We start from the raw sequence: 21,079 nt of genomic DNA, 5'->3' as shown, positions 1-21,079 counted from the left end.
CTCCTCACCGGTTCCACTTGCGCGCCGTCACGCCGGCCACTTCGACATCCAACCAGACCCGGTCGTTCGCACGCGCGCCGTCGATCCGGCACGATACCGGGCCCTGCGCCGGCCGACCGACGTCGTCGCCCTCGGCGCCGCACCGGTACGCGGCCGGCAGTCCCGAGTTGCCGGGGTCGCCCGACCAGCGCCACACGACCCCGCCCCTCGGGCCGTCGCCCGACACGGTGAGGCCGGGGAGGGCGAACGTGAGCGAGGGCGACGACCCCGTCGGCAGCGGATCCGACCAGGGTCCGCAGCTGCCCCACACCGTGCAGGCGCGCACCTGGAAGCGGGCGGTCTCGCCGAACGGCCGCTGCAGGAGTTCGCGCAGCCAGCCCGAGCCGGCGAACGACCGGGGCGCGCCGATCTGCACGCCGCGATCGTCGACCGCGACGATCTCGAGCAGCGAGCCGCCGGCCTGCACCGAGTCGATGCGGCGGTCCCAGGTGTCGTTCACGGCGAGCCAGTCCATCCGGCTCGACACCTCGCCGACCGGGCCGGGCGCCGGGCGGACGGTCGCCTGCACCACGTCGCCGCGCACGCACCCCGCCCGGTTCCAGCCCCACACCACGAAGCCGTACCGACCCGGTGCGCCGACCGCACCGCTGAACGCGACGCTGCGCGTGGCGCCGTCGGTCTCGATCGTCTCGGCGACCGCGCCTCCGTTCGTCGGCCGCACCACCGTGCCCGGAGCCGGCGCCGTGACCGAGCAGGTCTGGGCGCCCGTCGGCACCGCGTCGGGCGAGACGAGGCGCTGCACGAAGTAGCCGAGCACCGGATCGCCGTTGCCCTCGAAGCCCGGCCACGACACCGTCACCGTGCCGCTCGCATCGTCGGCGACCGCGCTCGCGGCGGCGGCCACCGGCCGCCCGAACGGGGTGCCGACGCCGCTCGCCTCGCTCCACTGCGCGAGCGCCGGGTACGCGTCGTTGCGTGCGCTCACCGCGAACGGCACCACGCTCCCGTTCGCGAGCGCCTGCGACTCGATCGAGCATGCCGACGCCGTGCACGCGGCCGTCGCGGCGACCTCGACGGGAACCCCGGCGACGGTGACCACGTACGACCTGACCGCGCTGCCGCCGCGCACCGCGACGGGCGACCACGCGATGAGCAGCCGCCCGTCGCGCGGCTGGGCGACGAGCCCGGTCGGCGCCGCCGGCACGACGTCCGACCAGACCGCTCCGCCGAGCTCGACCGGTGCGGAGTCGCCGATCGCGTTTCGGGCCGTCACCCGCACGATCACCGCGTTCGCGGCGCCGTTGCCCGCGGTCGCGGCCGAACAGGTGGTCGCCTCGCAGAGCGATCCGCCGATGCGCTCGCGGGTGTCGACGTCGATCAGGTCGACCCGGTAGCCGGTGATCGGCGAGTTGTTCGCCACGCCGGCCGCGAACGCGAGGTCGATGCGGCGGTCGCCGAATCCGGTCATCCGCAGGTCGGCGACGGGCGCGGGGCGATCCTGGACCGAGATGCGCACGTTCGCCCAGGCGCGACGGGCGGGGTCGCCCGTGGCATCCTCGACGACGTATCCGATCGTGGTGTCCCCGGGGGCGGCGTCGCCGTCCACCCGTACGGTGAGCGTGGCCCGGTCGTCGCTCGGCTGCACGTGCACGCCGCGCGGCAGGTTGGTCGCGTCGAGGCCGCTCAGCCCGACCACGCGCAGCGGTTCGCGCGGGAACGGGTTGCCCGGCTGGTCGTTGGCCAGGACGTCCACCTGGGTGGTCGCGCCGCGCACCACGACGGCCACGTCGTCGGCGGGACGCGCGAGCGGGCGCGTGGACGGCACCACGTGCAGTTCGATCACGCCCGGCGTTCCGGCCACCTGGCCGGCCGAGACGCCGATCGTGACCCGGCCCGACGTGCCGGTGGCGGCCTGCGACGCGGCCTGGATCACCAGTCGGCTCCCCGAGAGCGACACCGAGAAATCCTCGGAGGCGTCGATCACGCGGTACGACAGCCCCTCCCCCGTGCGGGCGTACGGATGCGTGGTGAGCCGCACCAGGTCGATGGTCTTCGGCTGGCCGGGCTCGAGGTCGAGCACCTGCCCGACGAACGACGGCGGCTGCCCCTCGACGGGTTCGACGACGATCGGGATCACGATCGTCCCGGTCCGGGCCGTCGGGTCGTCGGGGCCGTCGCCGTCGGTCACCGTCAGCGAGATCGACGCCGGCCCGAAGTACCCCTCCTCGGATCGGTAGCGCAGGGTGTCCGCGTCGACCACGAGGTCGGTCCCGTCGCCGTGCACCGCGCGGACCCCGGCCCGGTCGGCGACCTGCACCGGCCGGCCGGACGCGGCGATCACGTGGTCGGCGAGCTCGATCCGCACCTCCTCGCCGCTCTGGACGCGCACCTCGGGTGCGTCCGTGCGCAGCTGCGGGATGGCGTCGTCGCAGCCGGGCACCCAGATGAACGCGTATGCGCCGATCGACGGGTCGTCGGGGTGCACGACCTCGTACGGGATGATCTGCCGCTGATCGCCCACCTGCACCCGGACCCGCCCGTCGGGCAGCACCTCGGCGGCGTCGTCGTAGCCGGGCACCAGGCGCACCGGCATCCGCGCGAGGGAGGCGTCCGCGAGGAACACCTGCTCCTTCACGTCGACATCGACCTCGTCGCGGTCGACGATGTCGTTCAGGGTGAGCACGACATCGGATGCCTCGGGCCTGGCGGGCGCCGCGTCCTCCCGGGTCTCCACGGTGAGATGGCCCGACGCGGTCGACCAGTTCGCGTTGCGCAGCGAGTACTCGAACCCGAACACCCCCTCGCGATCGGGAAGCCGCACGACCAGGCTCTCGCCGTCGAGCCGCGCCGTGGTGTCGGGATCCAGTGCGGAGACGCCGGTGAGCACCAGCGGCGAGCCGCCCGGATCGGAATCGTTCGCGAGGACCCGGACGGCGACCGTGCGTCCGGGCCGCACGAGCACGGAGTCCTCGACGGCGACCGGCCGGTCGGGAACGCTGGGTCGTTCGGCGATGCCGACCCGCACCTGCCCTTCGGCGCGTCCGCCGAGCGCGTCGACGACCGCGTACCTGAACACGTCGGTGCCGGAGGAGTATTCGCCGGCGCGGTAGTCGAGCCATCCGGCGCCGCGCTCGACGACCGTGCCGCGCTCGGGGTTCGAGACCTGGCCGAGCAGCTCCACCGAGTCGCCGTCGGGATCCACGCCGGACAGCGGGATGGGGATCCGAACGGTCTCGCCGGCGAACGCGCGGGCGGTGACCTCGCGCGGCACGGGCTTCGTGTTCGTGTCGGGATCGGCGACTCGCACGGTCAGATCGACCCAGGCGGTCGCGAACTGGCCGTCGGGGCCGCTCACCTTGTACGACGCGCGGTACTGCCCGGGCTCGCCGGGGGCGAAGTAGCGCAGCCGGTCGCCCGAGACGAACAGCAGCCCGGCGTCGGGCTCCACGACGAGCTCGGGGTCGAGGGTGAGCGTCTCGCCGTCGGGATGCTCGTCGTTCGCGAGCACGTCGATGTCGACCACGTCGCCCACCCGCGCCGACACCCGGTCGTCGTCGGCGACCGGCGGCTCGGGCACCCGCGGCGGCGGCACCTCGAGCAGCGCCACCCGCCCCTCGGCGTCGGCGAGGCCGTTGCTCACGCGATAGCGCAGCTCGGCCGACCCGGTTTCGAGGGGACGCAGCAGGGTGACGCGCAGGATCCGGTGGTCGACGATCTCGACGCGCACGCCCTGATCCTCGGCGGTCGCGGTCAGCGTGGTGAGCACGAGCACGCCGCCGGTCGGATCGATGTCGGTCGCGAGCACGTCGACCTCGCCGGCCCGCCCGGTCTGCAGGAACGCCGTGTGCGGCACCGTGATCGGCGTGGTGTCGCGTTCGGGCGGCGGCGAGACCTCGACTCGGATGACCCCGGTCGCGGTGCGATCGCCGTCGACGACGGTGTACTCGAGGTAGTGGGTGCCCGCGGTCGCGCTGGAGAACCGCACGGTGCCGCCGTCGAAGTCGGCGAGGACCCGCGCGTCGGGCCTGGCGGGCACCGCGGTCAGCTGCGGATGCCCCGACCCGCCCCGCACGTGCCGCAGCGGCTCGAGCACGATCTCCTCGCCGGCCGTCGCGAGCGCCACGAACGGGTCGGCGACGAGCAGGACGTCGCCCGCGTCCCGCACGTCGACGCGCAGCTCGCCCACCCCCTCGTCGCGTCCGTCGGAGACGACCAGGCCGACGCGCTTCGAGCCCGCCGCACCGCCGTCCGCGTCGAACACGACCGCGCCCTCGGGGGTCGAGGAGACCCGGTCGGGCGCGTCCGTCGTCGCCTCGCGCAGGTAGATCGGATCGCCGTCGGGGTCCATCCATTCGCCGAGGACCGCCTGGCTCAGGCGACCGCCGGCCTGCACGACGGCGTCGGCGCGACGCACCTGCACGGGCGGCCCGTTCTCGTCGGGGCCGCGCACGGTGATGGTCACCTCGGCCGAGGCGGTCGCCCCGCGCCCGTCGCTGATCGTGTACCCGAAGGCGAACTCCCCGCGCACGGCCTCGCCGAGCTGCAGCTGCAGGAGCTGACGCGACTGCACCGGCACCACGGTCGCCCCCTCGGGCAGCACCCCCTGGATCGCGTCGATCACCAGCACATCCGCGTTCGCGTCCTGGTCGTTGAGCAGCACCGGCAGCAGGGTCGCCCGGCCGGGCCGGGCGCCGAATCGGTCGGGCTCGGCCTTCGGCGGCTGCTGCTCCTTCTCGACGGTGGGGTCCACGTCGGGATCGTTCTGCTCGATCGTGGTGTCGTCGCGGATGGCGTCGGCGAGCTCGTCCCAGTTGTCGATCAGCTCGTAGTCGGATGCCGCGGCCCAGCTGCGTCCGGAGTGCGCGTCGTTCAACACGAGGGCCCGGCCGTTCGTGCGGAACGAAAGCTGCGCACCCGATTCGACGCCGCCGGGCAGATCGACCGCGCCGTCGCCGCACGATCGCCAGGCGGATCCGCCGGCCCACGCCGCGTGGAGGCATCCGTCGTGCCGGATCGGGCGCGCCGGCGTCCCGGACCGGTCGGCGACGAGCGTCCGCACGGCCTGCCCGTCGAGGGGCACGGCGACCAGGTGCTCGCGCGTGGCCACCGCGACCGCGTCGCCGACGGTCGACGGCAGTTGCAGCACCGCCCCGTCGCCCGGCCGAACGGTCTCGGCCAGGTCGACGGCCCCGTCGGCGGTGCGCAGGACCGACGCCGACCGGTCGAGGACGACCCACCGGTCGGCGATCGAGCTGATCTGCACGTCGGGCGTGCCGTCCACGGGGTCGAGCTGCCAGGTGTCGGTCACCGTCGCACCCGCGGTGACGTCGACCCGGACCACCTGCCCGGTGGAGGGCGTGTACGCGAACAGCCCGCCCGCCTCGTCCACGCTGATCTGCGCGTCGGCGCCGAACGAGAGCATCGGATCGGTGTCGGCATCGAAGTCGGCGAACCCGGCGATCGAGGTCCACCAGACCGCGCCGCCGCTGACCACCACCACCCGGCCGGCCGCCAGGCTCACCTCCGCCTGCCCGGGCGGCAGCGGCACCGTGGTGACGATGGCCGCGTTGGCCGGGTCCAGTACGCCCACGCCCGACTTCTCCCGATCCACCACGAGCACCGTGGCACCGCGCTGGACGATCTCGGAGTCATCGCCGCCGGCGTCGACGAGCGAGACCAGTTCGCCCACCGCCGTCCCGGCGCGCCCCACCGCGCCGAGTTCGTCATTGACGACCCAGACGCTCGCGTCGCCGAGATCGACCTCCTGCTCGCGATAGCCGGACGACGCCACCGCGGCGCCGCTGACCGCGCCGACCACCACGAGCACGGCCGTCGCGGTGAGCACGGCGGAACGGCGGCCGCGGAGCATCCGGGGCGATCTCATCCGCCCGACTCCTCGACCTCGACGCAGCGCTCGGCGCTCGGCGCCCCGCTGCGCCCGTCGCGCGTGACCCGCACCGTCGCGCAGAGCCGCTCGCCGGCGCGGGCGGGGACGTCGAGGGCGGTCTCGCGCCGGGCGGGGGTGTCCTGTCCTTCGACGCGCACGAGGAACGCCTCGCGTTCGTCGATGCCGGGGTCGTCCCAGGCGAACGTGACGATCGTGCCGTCGACGTCGGCGCGCAGGTCGGCGACCACGGGGATCGGGTCGTCGCTGCCGAGCGCGAGCCAGAACCCGGCCCCGGCGGCGATCACCCCGACGAGCATCGCCAGGGCCGCGGCGACCCCCCAGCCGAGCCGGCGGCGGGACGGCGGGGCGGGCACGCCGATCGACGCGTCCGCCGGTCCGTCGGAGACCCAGCGCCGCGCCCCGCGCGACTCGGCGCGCCGCCCCCCGGCCTCGCCGGGCTCGGCTGCGGGCGCCAGCCGGGTCCGGTCGACGGGATCGACGGGGTCGGCGAGCGGAGCGGACGCCCACTCCTGCACCTCGAGGTCGCCCGGCGTCTGCGAGAGCCCCAGCTCCTCCTCCACCGCCTGCAGGTCGCGGAGCAGCTCGAGCGCGCTGGCCTGGCGCTCCGCGGGTCGGCGGCTCATCGCGCGGGCGAGCACCTGCTCGAGCCGTTCGGGCACGTCGGCGCGACCCGTCGGGTTGAGCCGCGCCTTCTCGATGCGGGCGATGAGCGCCGCCGACCCGTTCGCCCCGCCCGGCACCTCGAACGGGCTCCGGCCCGCGAGCAGCGAGTACACCGTCGCGCCGAGCGACCAGACCTCGCTCGCCACCGAGGCGCGATCGTCGGCGAGCACCTCGGGTGCCGACCACGGGATCGAGACCCCGGCCGCGCCGTGCTCGCCCTCGACCACGCTGGCGGCGATGCCGAAGTCGCCCAGCACCGGGTGCCCGTAGGCGGTGGTGAGGATGTTCGACGGCTTGATGTCGCGGTGCAGCACGCCCTGCCGGTGCGCGGCCTCGACGGCGCTCGAGATGCGGACGCCGATGGCCAGCACCTCGCTGATCGGCAGCGGCGCCGATCGATATCGCTCGGCGAGGGTCGACGAGCAGTACTCCATGACGAGGTAGGGCCGGCCGTCGGCGGCGACGCCGGCCTGGTAGACGGTGAGGATCGACGGATGACTCGACAGCTGCGCCATGAGGTCGGCCTCGGCACGGAACATCCGTCGCACCTCGTCGTTGACCAGCTCGGCGAGCAGCACCTTCACCGCGACCACCCGACGGGGCATGTCCTGCTCGTAGCAGAACACGTCGGCGAACCCGCCCGATCCGAGCGCGCGCACGAAGACGAACCCCGGCAGGGTGGGCGGCGTCGACGGCAGTCGCCTGTTCACGATCCTCCCACGCACTCCAGCGGGCCCGGGGGTCACGGCGTGCGGGGCCGGCCTCGGCCCGGTACGCCCCATTGTAGGTACGCCGCCTGCGAGCCCCGGTCTCGGTTTCATCGCGGTTCCGGGGCGGGCGTGCTCCCCCGCTCAGTCGCGGTCGACCGCGACCACGTCGACGACGACGACCGTCACATTGTCGCGCCCGCCGTTGCCGAGCGCCGCGTCGAGCAGGTCGCGCGCCGAGCGCTCGGGCCGGCGGCTGGCCATCAGGAAGTGCCGGATGCCGTACGACGTCAGCTCCTTCGTGAGCCCGTCGGAGCAGATCAGCAGCCGCATGCCCGCCTCGACGGCGATGGCCCGGTAGTCGGGCAGCGGGGTCTCGTGGAACCCGACCGCGCGCGTGATCACGTTCGAGTGCGGGTGCGTGTCGGCTTCGTCGCGGGTGATCTGGCCGGCGTCGACGAGCTCCTGCACGATCGAGTGGTCGACGGTGAGCTGCTCGAGCACGCCCCCGATGAGCCGGTACACCCGCGAGTCGCCGATGTTGAAGACGATCCACGCGGGTTCGCCGGAGATCTCGGTCAGCCCGACGCCGGTGACCGTCGTGCCGCTGCCCTCGTCGGTCACCCCGGTGCTGCGGCCCATGTCCTGCACCGCGAGGCGCAGCGCGTGATCGACCTCCGGCGTGCCGATGACGGTCTGCCCGCCGTGCTCGGCGAGGCGGGTGACGACCGCGGCGCTCGCGAAGTCGCCGGCCGCATGCCCGCCCATCCCGTCGGCGACCGCGAACACCGGCGCCTGCGCGACGAAGCTGTCCTCGTTCACGACCCGGCGGTGGCCCACGTGCGTCTCGGCCGCCCACGAGAGCGTGACCGTCGCACCACCCGGCAGCGTCATTCGATGACGCGTGTTGGCGTTGCCGATCTGGGTCACGCGGGGGCCTGTCTGTCGAGACCGCTGGGACGGTCGATCCGGGGAGGGAGGATCTCGACGATGGTATCCCCTCCGAGCCGAAGCCGGGTGCCCGGTCGCACCACGATCGACTCTCCGGCCCGCATCCGGTGGCTGCGCGCGGTCGACTCGACGATCGTGCCGTTCGTGGAGCGAAGATCGGTCGCCACGACCCGCCCGCCCTCGGCGCGCAGTTCGAGGTGCGATGCCGAGACCACGCGCCGGTCGTCCTCCACGCGCACCAGTTCGACGGGGTCGCCGGGCAGGCGCGGCGCGGCGGGGCGACGGCCGAGCACGATGCGGGAGCGGATGTCCCGGGGCGGGCCCTGCCCGATCCGGAATCGCGCGACGGGTTCGGTGCGCGCCTCGATCGCCTCGACCGGGTCGGTCGGGTCGGTCGTTCCCGGCGCGGCGTGCGCGAGCAGGCTGGTGTCGGCCGCATCCTCGGGCGAGGCCCACGCGTGCGCCCGCGCGGCCTCGAGGGCGTGCTGCGAGGCCCGCCACTCGACCGTGGTGACCCCGGCGGCGCGACCGTCGTCGCCGAGGAGTTCGCCCGATGCGTCGCCGTCGAGCGGAGCGCCGCGACCGCTGATGCGGATCCGTTCGACGTCGCCGAACTCGGCGAGATGCCACGGGCGGACCTCGCGCGCCTCGAACCGCCGGGATCCGCCCGGGGAGGCGAGGTCGACCACGGCCGCCCCGCGCGCCACGACGGTCACGTCGGGCAGCGGATCCGTCCCGGGCGGCCACCACGCGAGCACGAATCCCTCACCCGCCTCGCCCGCCAGCGGCGTGGCCGCGATGAGCTGTTCGAGGGTGGCGTCGCGATCACCGGCGGCGAGGATGAACGCCCGGACCGCGGCCGGCTGCGCGGGCGCCTCGAGCGCCACGACGAACCTGACCCCCGCGATCACCTCCCATTCGGGGCGCCCGCGCTCGCGCGCGACCCGGATCCGACCGTCGACCATCCCGCCAGTCTGCCACCGCTCGGCGAGCCTCGGTCACCGCCGGCGGGGCCGTGCCGGGGCGCGCACGGAGCGGACGCGTCCGGTAGGTCGGGTCGGGCCGATCGGATGCTCCGCCGTTGACGCCGTTCACGATGGATTCCGTCGCAGGAAACCCGTTCATCTACGGAATCACTTGCCCGAGGCATCCGGAACTGCCACAATCGACGCATGACCAACACCGGCCGATCGCCCGCGCGCCCGGTGCAGCTCGACGAGGTGTCCAAGGCGATCATCGAGCAGCTCCAGGTCGACGGTCGGCGTTCCTACGCCGACATCGGCAAGGCCGTGGGGTTGAGCGAGGCCGCGGTCCGCCAGCGCGTGCAGAAGCTCACCGAGTCGGGCGTGATGCAGATCGTCGCGGTCACCGACCCGATGCAGCTGGGCTTCACCCGGCAGGCGATGATCGGCGTGCGCGCCTCGGGCGACACCCGCGAGGTGGCCGCACGGCTGGCCGAGATCCCCGAGATCGACTACGTGGTGCTGACCGCCGGCAGCTTCGACGTGCTCGCCGAGGTGGTCTGCGAGGACGACGCGCAGCTGATCGCGCTGCTGAACGAGCGCATCCGCTCGATCCCGGGCGTGCAGTCGACCGAGTCGTTCGTCTACCTGATGCTGCAGAAGCAGTTCTACAACTGGGGAACCGTGAGGAACCGAGAATCATGACCGATGTCAGCACCGAGGCCCGCCTCGACGCCGCGCTGCTCCAGCAGCAGGCCAAAGACCATCTCTGGATGCACTTCTCGCGCCAGTCGACGATGGAGCAGGGCGTGCCCGTCATCGTCAAGGGCGAAGGGCACCACATCTGGGACATCGAGGGCCGGCGCTACATCGACGGGCTCGCCGGCCTGTTCGTGGTGAACGCCGGGCACGGTCGTCGCCGGCTCGCCGAAGCGGCCGCGAAGCAGGCCTCCGAGCTCGCGTTCTTCCCGATCTGGTCGTACGCGCACCCCGCGGCGATCATGCTCGCCGATCGGCTCGCCGAGGAGGCGCCCGGCGACCTGAACCACGTGTTCTTCTCGACGGGCGGCGGTGAAGCGGTCGAGACGGCGTTCAAGCTCGCGAAGTACTACTGGAAGCTGCAGGGCCGGCCCACCAAGCACAAGGTCATCTCGCGGTCGGTCGCGTACCACGGCACGCCGCAGGGCGCCCTCGCGATCACGGGCATCCCGGCGATGAAGGAGATGTTCGAGCCGGTGACGCCCGGCGGGTTCCGGGTGCCGAACACGAACTTCTACCGCGCCGCCGAGATGGGCGCGCCCGCCGACGACCTCGAGGCGTTCGGCCGCTGGGCGGCCGACCGCATCGAGGAGATGATCCTGTTCGAAGGCCCCGAGACGGTGGCTGCGGTCTTCCTCGAGCCGGTGCAGAACTCGGGCGGATGCTTCCCGCCCCCGCCCGGGTACTTCCAGCGCGTGCGCGAGATCTGCGACCGGCACGACGTGCTGCTGGTCAGCGACGAGGTGATCTGCGCGTTCGGGCGGCTCGGCCGCACGTTCGCGTGCGACGCGTACGGGTACGTGCCCGACATGATCACCTGCGCGAAGGCGATGACGAGCGGCTACTCGCCGATCGGGGCGACCATCGTCTCGGATCGCCTCTACGAGCCCTTCGCGCACGGCAACACGTCGTTCTCCCACGGGTACACCTTCGGCGGGCACCCGGTCTCGGCGGCGGTCGCGCTGGAGAACCTCGCGATCTTCGACGAGGAGGGGCTGAACGAGCGAGTGCGCGAGCACTCCCCGCTGTTCCGCGCCGAGCTCGAGAAGCTGCTCGACCTGCCGATCGTCGGCGATGTGCGCGGCGACGGGTACTTCTTCGGCATCGAGCTCGTGAAGGACAAGGCGACCCGCGAGACCTTCGACGACGACGAGTCCGAGCGCCTGCTGCGCGGATTCCTGTCGAAGGCGCTGTTCGACGCCGGCTTGTACTGCCGTGCCGACGACCGCGGCGACCCCGTGATCCAGCTGGCACCGCCGCTGACGATCGGCCCGGCCGAGTTCACCGAGATCGAGCAGATCCTGCGCGGCGTCCTCACCGAGGCGTGGAGCCGGCTCTGACGCGGCGCGCGGCCCGCGGCCAGGCCACGTCCGACGCCGCACGGCGGGCGAGCTTCTGGCTCGATTCGCTGGCGGAATCCGGGGCGGACCCGCTGCGGCCCCGTACCGCGCTCACCGCGAACGCCTGGTTCGACGTGTGCCTGATCGGCGGCGGACTGACCGCCCTGTGGACCGCGTACTCGCTGATGCGGGCCGACCCGACCCTGCGGGTGGCCGTGCTCGAGCGAGAGATCGCCGGATTCGGCGCATCGGGACGCAACGGCGGCTGGTGTTCGGCCCTGTTCCCTCGCTCGACCGCATCGCTGGAGCGCACGCACGGCCGCGAGGCGGCGATCGCGATGCGCCGCGCGATGATCGACACCGTCGACGAGGTCGGCCGCATCACCGCCGCCGAGGGGATCGACTGCGACTTCGTGCGCGGCGGCACCGTCGTCTTCGCGCGCAGCGACGCGCAGCGCAGCGCCGCACGGGCCGAGGTCGAGGAGTCGGCCCGCTACGGCGTCGATCGCCTCGAGTACTGGGACGAACGGCGGGTCGCCGAGCGGTTCGACGTGAGCGGGGCGGACGACCGCACCCCTGCCGCGGTCTACGATCCCGCGTGCGCCCGGGTGCATCCGGCGAAACTGGTGCGCGGCCTCGCCCGAGCGGTCGAGCGTCTCGGCGTGGCGATCTTCGAACGCACCGAGGTGCTCGACTGGTCGGCCGGGCGGGTGCGGTTCCGCGCGCTCGACGGCAGCGGCGCGACCGGGACGGTGTCGGCCCGGCACGTGCTCGTCGCCACCGAGGGCTACAGTCCGCGTCTGCCGAGGGCGCGGCGTCGCATCCTGCCGATCTTCTCGCTGATGATCGCCACCGAACCGCTCCCGCCCGAGGTCTGGAACCGGATCGGCCTGACACACGGCGAGACGTTCAGCGACTACCGGCATCTGCTCGTCTACGGGCAGCGCACCGCCGACGACCGCATCGCGTTCGGCGGCCGCGGCGCCCGCTACCACTGGGCGAGCGCCGTCGACCCCCGATTCGAGCAGGACGACCGGGTGTTCGCCCACCTCGCGTCGACGCTCCGCGACCTGTTCCCGGCGGTGGGCGATGCCCGCATCACGCACCGCTGGGGCGGCCCGCTCGGCATCGCCCGCGACTGGCACCCGACCGTGAGCTACAACCCGCGCACCGGCGTCGGCTTCGCAGGCGGCTACGTCGGCGACGGCCTCTCGACCACGAACCTCGCCGGACGCACCCTCGCCGATCTCGTCCTCGGCCGCACCTCGGAGCTGACCGCCCTTCCGTGGGTGCAGCACCGCTCTCCGCTGTGGGAACCCGAGCCCCTGCGCTGGGTCGGCGCGAACCTCGGCATCCTCGGCACGGGGCTCGCCGACCGCGAGGAGCGCCTCACCGGCCGCCCGTCGCTCATCGCGCGCGCCATCGGCCCGCTCACCGGGCACTGAGCCCCCGAGCGCCGACATCGGGCGCACCCGGCCCGTCGGCGGTCGGCCCGTCGGCGGTCGGCCCGTCGGCGGTCGTGTCCGGCACCGCGGCGCCCGCAGCGGACCGGTCATGCCGCGACGCGTCGCGCGGGTCGAGCTCGTCGTGGAAGGCCCACTCCGGAAGGGCGCCCGTGCCGAAGAAGGTGCGCAACAGCCCCGCCATGGTGCATCCCGGATCTCCTCGGTCGGCCAGGTCCAGGAACACCGCTGCCGCCGACCCCCGGCCCAGCGCCCACGACAGCCAGGCCGCCATGCACGCGAGCCCGGCGCGCCTGGCCGGTTCGACATGCGCGAGCGCCAGGCGCAGCACCGCGAGCGCGCGTTCGACGCGATCGACGTCGGGACGCACCGTGCTGAGCCCGAGCAGCAGCCGGGCGGGCATCGGGTCGCCGAGCGGCGACGAGCGGTCGGGGCCGGAGGCGCCCTCGGCCTGCTCGTCGACGTCGTCGTCGTACCGCCCCCGCGGCTCGGCGTCGAGGCCGTCGAGCCCGAACTCGAACGCGGCCTCGCCGGCGAGCGCGCCGAATGCGAACTGCAGCATCATGGCGTCGCGGTACCTCGGCACCTCGGCGAGGTGCACCAGCCAACCGATCAGCAGCGCCTCGGGCGGCTCGCCGTCGGCCTCGAGCCGCACCCGCGCGAGCTGCTCGACCAGCACCACCGGATCGGCGGACTCGCCGAGGGCGTCGAGCGCGGCTTCGAGCCGGCGCCCGGTGCCGTGCCGCCCGAACGCATCGCGGCGGCCGAGCTCGGCGAACGTGTCGATCGCCTCCCCCACCGCACGCCGATACCGAGCGTCGGACCTCGGCAGCACAGCGCCGTCCGCGATCCGCGCAGCGGTCGCGCCCCGCGCCCGCCCGGCGGGCTCGATGAGCGCGAGCGGATGCCCCGACTCGGGCGTCTCGGAGTCGAGGACGGAGCCCCACCCGTCGCGGGCCACGCGCAGCGCATCGCGCACCTCGAAGCCCGCGTCCTCGGCGTCGCGCAGAATGCGATCGAGCAGCCGCTGCTCGCGGCGCGCCCTCGTCGAGGCGTAGCCGCTCGACGTGTAGACGACGGGTACCAGCGCATCGACCCCGGGCATGCGGCACAGCGTGCCGATCACCTGCCCGGCGACGGAGTCGTGGTCGGCGATGCGCGTGGGCAGGTCGAGCCGCAGCAGGCCCGCGGTGCGGTTGCCCCGGAACGCCACGCAGACCAGCGAGCGCTCGGGCCGGTACCCGGCGATCGCAGGAACGAGGGCGAGGAATTCGTGCGCCGATCCGGCGCGGATGATCTCGGTCATGCCGACAGGGTGCCGCGACCGCCGCCGCCTTCGGCGTGCCGGGCGGCACCGGATGTGGACACCCCGCGCGCTGCCGTGATTGGGGAGGAGGAGACCGTCCCCTCCTCCCCAGGCCCCGTCTCGGCGAGCACTCGCCCCGATGTCCGATTCCCGCCGGTGCGTGTCGGCGGCCACGGGTAGCCTCGCAGCATGACCGACGTGTTCCTCACCCGTATCGACAGCCCCATCGGGCGGCTCGAGCTCGTCGCCGACGAGTCCGCGATCACCGCCCTCAGCATCGAGCGCAACGGTGCGCTCCCCCACGACGACCTGCCCGAACGCACGAATGCGGTCCTCGACGCCGCACGCATCCAGTTGGCCGAGTACTTCTCGGGCGAGCGCACCGAGTTCGATCTGCCGGTGCGTCCCGGCGGCACGCCGTTCCAGCAGGCGGTGTGGCAGCAGCTCGCCCGCCTCGGCTGGGGCGAGGCGATCTCGTACGGCGCCCTCGCCGATGCCGTCGGCCGACCGGGCGCCGCGCGCGCCATCGGCGGCGCCGTGGGCGCCAACCCCGTGCCGATCATCATCGGCTGCCACCGGGTGCTCGCGTCCGACGGGCGCATCACCGGGTACTCGGGCGGCGAGGGCGTGCCGACCAAGGTGTGGCTGCTCGGCCACGAGCGCATCGGGTTCGCCGCGTGAGCGTCGTCCCCCGACCCGACCTCGTCGTCGGCGAAGACGGCCGCGCGCGATGCGCGTGGGGCGCGCGCGATCCCGAGTACCTGCGGTACCACGACGAGGAGTGGGGCGTGCCCCAGCACGATCCGGTGCGCCTGTTCGAGAAGCTGTGCCTCGAGGGGTTCCAAGCGGGCCTCAGCTGGATCACCATCCTGCGTCGACGGACCGCGTTCCGCGAGGTCTTCCACGGCTTCGACCCCGACAGGGTCGCCGCGATGGACCACGCCGACGTCGAGCGGCTGCTGGGCGACGCCCGCATCATCCGGCACCGCGGCAAGATCGAGGCCGCGATCGGCAACGCCCGGGTCACCCGCGAACTCGATCCCCCGCTCGACCGACTGCTGTGGTCGTTCGCTCCCGAACCCCGCGACGAGCGTCCGACGTCGTTCGCAGAGGTGCCGGCGACCACCCCCGAGTCCACCGCGCTCAGCCGCGAGCTGCGCCGCCGCGGGTACCGCTTCGTCGGGCCCACCACGATGTACGCGCTCATGCAGGCGTGCGGCATGGTCGACGACCACCTCGAAGGGTGCTGGCGGGCCGGCAGAGGCGACGCGCCGACGGGCTGAGCGGGCTCAGGCGACGAGTTCGAGCTCACCCGGCCGATCGGCGGCCGCAGCAGTGAGCACGAATCCGTGTGAGGCCGCCCAGTCGATGAGATCGGGCAGGGTGGTGAGCCCGTCCGGCCGGGCCAGCAGCAGCGCTCGCACGAAGAGACCCTTCGCCCGTTTGTTGAAATGATTGAGCGCTCTGCGGCGCCCGTTCTCGTCGACCGAGACCACCCGCACGAACACCGCGTCGTCGCGATCGGGCACCGGGCCGAGCTCGGCATAGCCCTCGCTGCGCAGATCGACGATGAGTCCGGTGCGGGCGTCCAGTTCCCGCGCGATGGCCTCACGCCAGAGCGCCTTCAGCCGAACGCCGGGAATCCGGGAATCGTGCGACAGCCGGTAGGCGGGCACCGGGTCCAGCGCGCCGACGAGTCCGAACAGCGCCGAATGGATCGCCACGTGCCGGTGGGCGTAGGCGCGGGCCTGCGCATCGAGCGTGGCGGCATCGAGTGCGTCGTACAGCACGCCGGTGTAGCGGTCCAGCGCCGGCATCGTGGGCGACGTGCGCAGCCTCCGGTCGCGCTCCACCTCGGCGGCCTGGCGTGGCCCGAGGCGCAGCGCATGGAACGCGGCATCCGCATCGCCGGCGAGCTCGATCACGTCGTCGACCAGGCGGTCTCGGATCGCGCCCAACGAACCGAACGACAGGGCGTCGACGCGAAGCGGCTCCCCGGCGCCGCCCTCGCGCTTCGTCTCGGAGGGCGGCAGCAGCACCAGCACTACGAGCCCGTGATGAACCGCACGGCCGCGTCGACGTTCACGCCGAGCGGCTCGATGCTGTCGAGCGTCACGCGAGGCATCGCCGCCGTGGAACCGACCCACCGTTCGTAGCCCTCGACGCTCTGCTCGACCGCCCGCCAGGTGAGCTCGTCGAGGTGCGGCAGGTCGCGCACCCGCTTCGCGAGCCGCTCCTTGTGCAGGTCTTCATCGGTGCAGACCACCTCGACCACCCGCAGCACGGCGCCGGTGCGGTCGGCGAGATCGCGCCACTGCAACCGGGCGCCCTCGACGGCGTTGACCGCGTCGACGATCACCGATTTTCCAGCCTGCAGCACCGCCTCGGCCATCGTCTCGGCGACCAGGTAGGCCGCGAGGCCGGTGGGCTGGTCGGCGTCGATGCCGGCGGTCAGAATCGCCGACTCGATCGGGTCGACCGAGACGACCGCGGCCCCGAGACGCGCACCGACGATCTCTCCGATCGTCGATTTGCCCGCGCCCGGGAGCCCGGCCATCACGATGAGTCTGGTGACGCTCAGATCGCCGAACTGGCGATCGATCGGCTGCTCCCCCGGCATCCGTCCGCTCCGTTCAGGCCAGCGTCGCGCGCGACGCGACGACCTGCACGACGTCGTCCTGGACCGAGAGGAAGCCGTCCTCGGCGTCCGCGGTGATCTTCTCACCGCCCGCGAGGGTGACGCGAACCTCGCCGCCGGCGAGGATCGCGAGCATCGGCTCGTGACCCGGCAGGATTCCGATCTCGCCCTCGACCGTCCGCGCCACCACCATGGTGGCCTCGCCCGACCAGACTTCCTGGTCGGCCGAGACGACACTCACGTTGAGACCGGCCATGTTCAGCCGTTCTCCTTCTGGATCTGCGCCCACTTCTCTTCGACGTCGGTGATCGCACCGACGTTGAAGAACGCCTGCTCGGCGACGTGGTCGAAGTCGCCGCGGGCGATCGCGTCGAACGACTCGATGGTGTCCTTCAGCGGCACCGTCGAACCCTCGACACCCGTGAACTTCTTCGCCATGTAGGTGTTCTGCGAGAGGAACTGCTGGATCCGGCGGGCGCGGGCCACCGTGATCTTGTCTTCCTCGGAGAGCTCGTCGACACCGAGGATCGCGATGATCTCCTGCAGCTCCTTGTTCTTCTGGAGGATCTGCTTGACCGTGGTCGCCACCCGGTAGTGGTCGGCGCCCAGGTAGCGCGGGTCGAGGATGCGCGACGTCGAGGTCAGCGGGTCGACCGCGGGGTACAGACCCTTCGACGCGATCTCACGCGAGAGCTCGGTGGTCGCGTCGAGGTGCGCGAACGTGGTCGCCGGCGCCGGGTCGGTGTAGTCGTCGGCCGGCACGTAGATCGCCTGCAGCGAGGTGATCGAGTGACCGCGCGTCGAGGTGATGCGCTCCTGCAGGATGCCCATCTCATCGGCGAGGTTCGGCTGGTAGCCCACCGCGGAGGGCATGCGGCCGAGCAGCGTCGACACCTCGGAGCCCGCCTGCGTGAAGCGGAAGATGTTGTCGATGAACAGCAGCACGTCCTGCTTCTGCACGTCGCGGAAGTACTCGGCCATGGTGAGCGCCGAGAGGGCGACGCGAAGACGCGTCCCGGGCGGCTCGTCCATCTGGCCGAAGACGAGCGCGGTCTTGTCGAAGACGCCCGCCTCCTCCATCTCGTGGATCAGGTCGTTGCCCTCACGGGTGCGCTCGCCGACACCGGCGAACACCGACACACCGCCGTGGTCCTGCGCGACGCGCTGGATCATCTCCTGGATGAGGACGGTCTTGCCGACACCCGCACCGCCGAAGAGGCCGATCTTGCCGCCCTGCACGTACGGGGTGAGCAGGTCGATGACCTTGATGCCGGTCTCGAAGAGCTGCGTCTTCGACTCGAGCTGGTCGAAGGCCGGCGGCTTGCGGTGGATCGGCCAGCGCTCGGTGATCTCGATCGTCTCACCGGGCTCGGCGTTCAGCACCTCGCCGATCACGTTGAACACCTTGCCCTTGGTGACGTCGCCGACGGGCACCGAGATCGGCGCCCCCGTGTCGGAGACCTCCTGGCCGCGGACGAGGCCGTCGGTCGGCTTCAGCGCGATGGCGCGGACGACGTCGTCGCCCAGGTGCTGCGCGACCTCGAGGGTCAGCGTGGTGCTCTGGTCGCCGATGGTGATCACGGTCTGGAGCGCGTTGTAGATCTCGGGGATCGAGTCGTGCGGGAACTCGATGTCGACCACGGGGCCGGTGACGCGGGCGATGCGGCCGACGGCGCCGGCGGTCGAGGCGGCGACCGGCGCGGTTGCGGTGTCAGTCATTCTGCTTCTCTTTTCTGGATTGCTACTTGGCGGCGACGAGCGCGTCGGCGCCGCCCACGATCTCGGAGATCTGCTGCGTGATCTCGGCCTGGCGCGCGTTGTTCGCGAGGCGCGTGTAGTCGGTGATGAGCTTGTCGGCGTTGTCGCTGGCCGACTTCATCGCCTTCTGCGTCGCAGCGTGCTTGGCCGCCGCCGACTGCAGGAGCGCGTTGAAGATGCGGCTCTCGATGTACACCGGCAGGAGCTGGTCGAGCACGGTCTCGACGTCGGGCTCGAACTCGTAGAGCGGCTGCACCACCGAGTCGGGTTCGGCGACGCCCTCGACGACCTCGAGCGGCAGCAGACGCACGACCTCGGGGACCTGGGTCATCATGCTGACGAACTTGTTGTAGACGAGGTGGATCTCATCCACGCCGCCGTCCGACGCATCGCGCAGGAACGCCTCGAGCACCGCGTCGGAGATGTCCTTCGCGAGGTCGAACTCGGGGTTCTCCGAGCTGCCGGCCCAGTTGCGCTCCCAGGCGCGGTGACGGAACTGGAAGTACCCGACCGCCTTGCGCCCGACGAGGAAGTACACGACCTCCTTGCCCTGCGAGCGGAGCAGCTCCGAGAGCTCCTCCGCTTCGCGCAGCACCTGGGAGTTGAATGCACCGGCCAGGCCGCGGTCGCTCGTGAGGATCACGACGGCCGCGCGCTCGATCTTCTCGGGCTCGGTCGTCAGCACGTGGTCGACGTTGGAGTACGTCGCCACCGCCGAGACGGCACGGGTGATCGCCCGCGAATACGGCGTGGATGCCGCCACGCGCGCCTGCGCTTTCTGGATGCGCGAGGCGGCGATGAGCTCCATCGCCTTGGTGATCTTCTTCGTCGTCTGGGCAGACTTGATCTTCTGCCGGTAGACCCGAAGTTGCGCTCCCATGTCTCTCCTGTATCCCTGGAGTCAGCTGACCGTCGCAGCCGCCTCAGCGGCGGCCCTTGACGATCTTCTCCTGGTTGACGTCCTCTTCGGCGATCGCCGCGAACTCCTCGCGACCGACCGAGGCGAGCGGCTTGCCCTCGCCGGTCTGGAACTCGAGCTTGAACGCGTCGACACCGCTCTCGAGCTTGGCGACGGTGTCGTCGTCGAGCACGTTGGTGTCGCGCAGCACGGTCAGCACGTCGGTGTTGCGGCCGAGGTAGTCGAGGAACTCGCGCTCGAAGCGCAGGATGTCCTCGACGGGCACCTCGTCGAGCTTGCCGTTGGTGCCGGCCCAGATCGAGACGACCTGCTCCTCGACGGGGTACGGCGAGTACTGCGGCTGCTTGAGCAGCTCGGTCAGGCGGGCGCCGCGAGCGAGCTGGCGACGGCTGGCCGCGTCGAGGTCGGACGCGAACATCGCGAACGCCTCGAGCGAGCGGTACTGCGCCAGTTCGAGCTTCAGCGTGCCCGAGACCTTCTTGATCGACTTGACCTGAGCGTCACCGCCGACTCGGGACACCGAGATGCCGACGTCGACCGCGGGGCGCTGGTTGGCGTTGAACAGGTCGGACTGGAGGAAGATCTGGCCGTCGGTGATCGAGATCACGTTGGTCGGGATGTACGCCGAGACGTCGTTCGCCTTGGTCTCGATGATCGGCAGACCCGTCATCGAACCGGCGCCGAGCTCGTCGCTCAGCTTCGCGCAGCGCTCGAGCAGCCGCGAGTGCAGGTAGAACACGTCGCCGGGGTACGCCTCGCGGCCCGGCGGACGGCGCAGCAGCAGCGAGACGGCACGGTAGGCCTCGGCCTGCTTCGACAGGTCGTCGAAGATGATGAGCACGTGCTTCGAGTCGTACATCCAGTGCTGGCCGATGGCCGAGCCGGTGTACGGCGCGAGGTACTTGAAGCCGGCCGGGTCGGAGGCCGGTGCGGCGACGATGGTGGTGTACTCCATCGCGCCGGCGTCCTCGAGGGCGCCCTTCACCGAGGCGATGGTCGAGCCCTTCTGGCCGATCGCGACGTAGATGCAGCGGACCTGCTTGTTCGGGTCGCCCGACTCCCAGTTCGCCTTCTGGTTGATGATCGTGTCGATCGCGATCGCGGTCTTGCCGGTCTGGCGGTCGCCGATGATGAGCTGACGCTGACCGCGGCCGACGGGGATCATGGCGTCGATCGCCTTGATGCCGGTCTGCAGCGGCTCGTGCACGCTCTTGCGCTGCATGACGCCCGGCGCCTGCAGCTCGAGGGCGCGGCGGCCCTCGATGCCGGTGATCTCGCCGAGACCGTCGATCGGGTTGCCGAGCGGGTCGACCACGCGGCCGAGGTACCCCTCGCCGACGGGCACCGAGAGGACCTCGCCCGTGCGGGTCACCTCCATGCCCTCTTCGATGCCGGTGAACTCGCCGAGCACCACGACGCCGATCTCGTCCTCGTCGAGGTTCAGTGCGAGGCCCAGCGTGCCGTCGGCGAACCGCACGAGCTCGTTGGCCATGACCGAGGGCAGACCCTCGACGTGGGCGATGCCGTCGGCCGCGTCGGTGACGTACCCGACCTCGGTCTTCTGCGCCGCGCCCGGCTCGTAGGCCTGGGCGAACTCCGAGAGAGCCGAACGGATCTCATCGGGGCTGATGGAGAGTTCTGCCATGGTTCTTTCCTTTTCTGTACCGCTTGTACAGCTACGGGTGTGTCGCGGCGCAGGACGCCG

The 21,079-nt window shown here is 72.2% G+C and carries 16 protein-coding genes; 5 read left to right on the top strand and 11 right to left on the bottom strand.

The features are described 5' to 3' along the window. Positions 1-4 precede the first annotated feature (4 nt). The 4 genes from MTO99_RS02175 to MTO99_RS02160 form a co-directional block, all read right to left on the bottom strand. Positions 5-5,884: an Ig-like domain-containing protein gene (locus MTO99_RS02175; protein WP_243556572.1), complete on the bottom strand. Its 5,880-nt coding sequence runs from the start codon at positions 5,882-5,884 to the stop codon at positions 5-7. Continuing rightward, positions 5,881-7,281, bottom strand: a complete 1,401-nt coding sequence (locus MTO99_RS02170) for a serine/threonine-protein kinase (protein ID WP_243556570.1) — start codon at positions 7,279-7,281, stop codon at positions 5,881-5,883. Before MTO99_RS02170 ends, MTO99_RS02175 begins: the two co-directional genes overlap by 4 nt. A 141-nt stretch (positions 7,282-7,422) precedes the next feature. Then, positions 7,423-8,208: a PP2C family protein-serine/threonine phosphatase gene (locus MTO99_RS02165; RefSeq protein WP_243556568.1), complete on the bottom strand. Its 786-nt coding sequence runs from the start codon at positions 8,206-8,208 to the stop codon at positions 7,423-7,425. Next, entirely contained in the window at positions 8,205-9,194 is a 990-nt protein-coding gene (locus tag MTO99_RS02160; protein ID WP_243556566.1) for an FHA domain-containing protein, read from the bottom strand. Before MTO99_RS02160 ends, MTO99_RS02165 begins: the two co-directional genes overlap by 4 nt. Positions 9,195-9,401: 207 nt before the next feature. Here MTO99_RS02160 and MTO99_RS02155 point away from each other — a divergent pair, with 207 nt between their 5' ends. Genes MTO99_RS02155 through MTO99_RS02145 form a run of 3 tightly spaced genes read left to right on the top strand, consistent with a single transcriptional unit; the run spans position 9,402 to position 12,735 of the window. Next, a complete protein-coding gene (locus MTO99_RS02155; RefSeq protein WP_243556564.1) occupies positions 9,402-9,896 on the top strand; it encodes an Lrp/AsnC family transcriptional regulator in 495 nt (164 codons plus the stop codon). Next, the gene (locus MTO99_RS02150; RefSeq protein WP_243556562.1) at positions 9,893-11,290 is read left to right on the top strand and encodes an aspartate aminotransferase family protein; all 1,398 of its coding nucleotides are present in this window, start codon (positions 9,893-9,895) and stop codon (positions 11,288-11,290) included. The genes MTO99_RS02155 and MTO99_RS02150 overlap by 4 nt, the downstream gene beginning before the upstream one ends. Continuing rightward, on the top strand, positions 11,275-12,735 hold the full coding sequence (locus MTO99_RS02145; protein ID WP_243556560.1) for an NAD(P)/FAD-dependent oxidoreductase: 1,461 nt from the start codon (positions 11,275-11,277) through the stop codon (positions 12,733-12,735). Before MTO99_RS02150 ends, MTO99_RS02145 begins: the two co-directional genes overlap by 16 nt. Here the strand turns inward: MTO99_RS02145 and MTO99_RS02140 are convergent. After that, positions 12,722-14,059, bottom strand: coding sequence for a DUF4192 family protein (locus tag MTO99_RS02140; RefSeq protein ID WP_243556558.1), 1,338 nt, complete (start codon positions 14,057-14,059; stop codon positions 12,722-12,724). The genes MTO99_RS02145 and MTO99_RS02140 overlap by 14 nt on opposite strands. Positions 14,060-14,248: 189 nt before the next feature. Here MTO99_RS02140 and MTO99_RS02135 point away from each other — a divergent pair, with 189 nt between their 5' ends. Together MTO99_RS02135 and MTO99_RS02130 are read left to right on the top strand one after the other, a co-directional pair. Beyond that, positions 14,249-14,740, top strand: coding sequence for a methylated-DNA--[protein]-cysteine S-methyltransferase (locus tag MTO99_RS02135; protein ID WP_243556556.1), 492 nt, complete (start codon positions 14,249-14,251; stop codon positions 14,738-14,740). Further along, positions 14,737-15,342: a DNA-3-methyladenine glycosylase I gene (locus tag MTO99_RS02130; protein WP_256461029.1), complete on the top strand. Its 606-nt coding sequence runs from the start codon at positions 14,737-14,739 to the stop codon at positions 15,340-15,342. The genes MTO99_RS02135 and MTO99_RS02130 overlap by 4 nt, the downstream gene beginning before the upstream one ends. A gap of 6 nt (positions 15,343-15,348) precedes the next feature. On the opposite strand, the gene MTO99_RS02125 is transcribed toward MTO99_RS02130, so the two are convergent. Genes MTO99_RS02125 through atpA form a run of 6 tightly spaced genes read right to left on the bottom strand, consistent with a single transcriptional unit; the run spans position 15,349 to position 21,019 of the window. Continuing rightward, on the bottom strand, positions 15,349-16,104 hold the full coding sequence (locus MTO99_RS02125) for a YaaA family protein (RefSeq protein WP_243556554.1): 756 nt from the start codon (positions 16,102-16,104) through the stop codon (positions 15,349-15,351). Then, positions 16,104-16,679 (bottom strand): P-loop nucleotide/nucleoside kinase family protein, encoded by a 576-nt coding sequence (locus MTO99_RS02120; RefSeq protein ID WP_243556552.1) that lies wholly within the window; start codon positions 16,677-16,679, stop codon positions 16,104-16,106. The genes MTO99_RS02125 and MTO99_RS02120 overlap by 1 nt, the downstream gene beginning before the upstream one ends. A 13-nt stretch (positions 16,680-16,692) precedes the next feature. Next, on the bottom strand, positions 16,693-16,953 hold the full coding sequence (locus MTO99_RS02115) for a F0F1 ATP synthase subunit epsilon (protein ID WP_243556550.1): 261 nt from the start codon (positions 16,951-16,953) through the stop codon (positions 16,693-16,695). A 2-nt stretch (positions 16,954-16,955) separates the two neighbouring features. After that, positions 16,956-18,416: a F0F1 ATP synthase subunit beta gene (gene atpD, locus MTO99_RS02110; RefSeq protein WP_243556548.1), complete on the bottom strand. Its 1,461-nt coding sequence runs from the start codon at positions 18,414-18,416 to the stop codon at positions 16,956-16,958. A 22-nt stretch (positions 18,417-18,438) separates the two neighbouring features. Beyond that, positions 18,439-19,335 carry a F0F1 ATP synthase subunit gamma gene (locus MTO99_RS02105; protein WP_243556546.1) on the bottom strand — a complete coding sequence of 299 codons (897 nt, stop codon included), beginning with the start codon at positions 19,333-19,335 and terminating at the stop codon, positions 18,439-18,441. Between the two features lie 43 nt (positions 19,336-19,378). Further along, positions 19,379-21,019, bottom strand: coding sequence for a F0F1 ATP synthase subunit alpha (gene atpA, locus MTO99_RS02100; protein WP_243556544.1), 1,641 nt, complete (start codon positions 21,017-21,019; stop codon positions 19,379-19,381). Positions 21,020-21,079 lie beyond the last annotated feature (60 nt).

This window comes from Agromyces larvae (assembly GCF_022811705.1).
Taxonomy (GTDB): Bacteria; Actinomycetota; Actinomycetes; order Actinomycetales; family Microbacteriaceae; genus Agromyces; species Agromyces larvae.
The sequence above is the reverse complement of the archived record's forward strand: the minus strand, read 5'-3'. Positions and strand labels throughout refer to the sequence as shown.

Bases quoted from the DNA above. Each gene is read 5' to 3' on its own strand.
- MTO99_RS02175 (WP_243556572.1), bottom strand. From the start codon at position 5,884: ATGAGATCGCCCCGGATGCTCCGCGGCCGCCGTTCCGCCGTGCTCACC.
- MTO99_RS02160 (WP_243556566.1), bottom strand. From the start codon at position 9,194: ATGGTCGACGGTCGGATCCGGGTCGCGCGCGAGCGCGGGCGCCCCGAA.
- MTO99_RS02155 (WP_243556564.1), top strand. From the start codon at position 9,402: ATGACCAACACCGGCCGATCGCCCGCGCGCCCGGTGCAGCTCGACGAG.
- MTO99_RS02150 (WP_243556562.1), top strand. From the start codon at position 9,893: ATGACCGATGTCAGCACCGAGGCCCGCCTCGACGCCGCGCTGCTCCAG.
- MTO99_RS02140 (WP_243556558.1), bottom strand. From the start codon at position 14,059: ATGACCGAGATCATCCGCGCCGGATCGGCGCACGAATTCCTCGCCCTC.
- MTO99_RS02135 (WP_243556556.1), top strand. From the start codon at position 14,249: ATGACCGACGTGTTCCTCACCCGTATCGACAGCCCCATCGGGCGGCTC.
- MTO99_RS02120 (WP_243556552.1), bottom strand. From the start codon at position 16,679: ATGCCGGGGGAGCAGCCGATCGATCGCCAGTTCGGCGATCTGAGCGTC.
- MTO99_RS02115 (WP_243556550.1), bottom strand. From the start codon at position 16,953: ATGGCCGGTCTCAACGTGAGTGTCGTCTCGGCCGACCAGGAAGTCTGG.
- atpD (WP_243556548.1), bottom strand. From the start codon at position 18,416: ATGACTGACACCGCAACCGCGCCGGTCGCCGCCTCGACCGCCGGCGCC.
- MTO99_RS02105 (WP_243556546.1), bottom strand. From the start codon at position 19,335: ATGGGAGCGCAACTTCGGGTCTACCGGCAGAAGATCAAGTCTGCCCAG.
- atpA (WP_243556544.1), bottom strand. From the start codon at position 21,019: ATGGCAGAACTCTCCATCAGCCCCGATGAGATCCGTTCGGCTCTCTCG.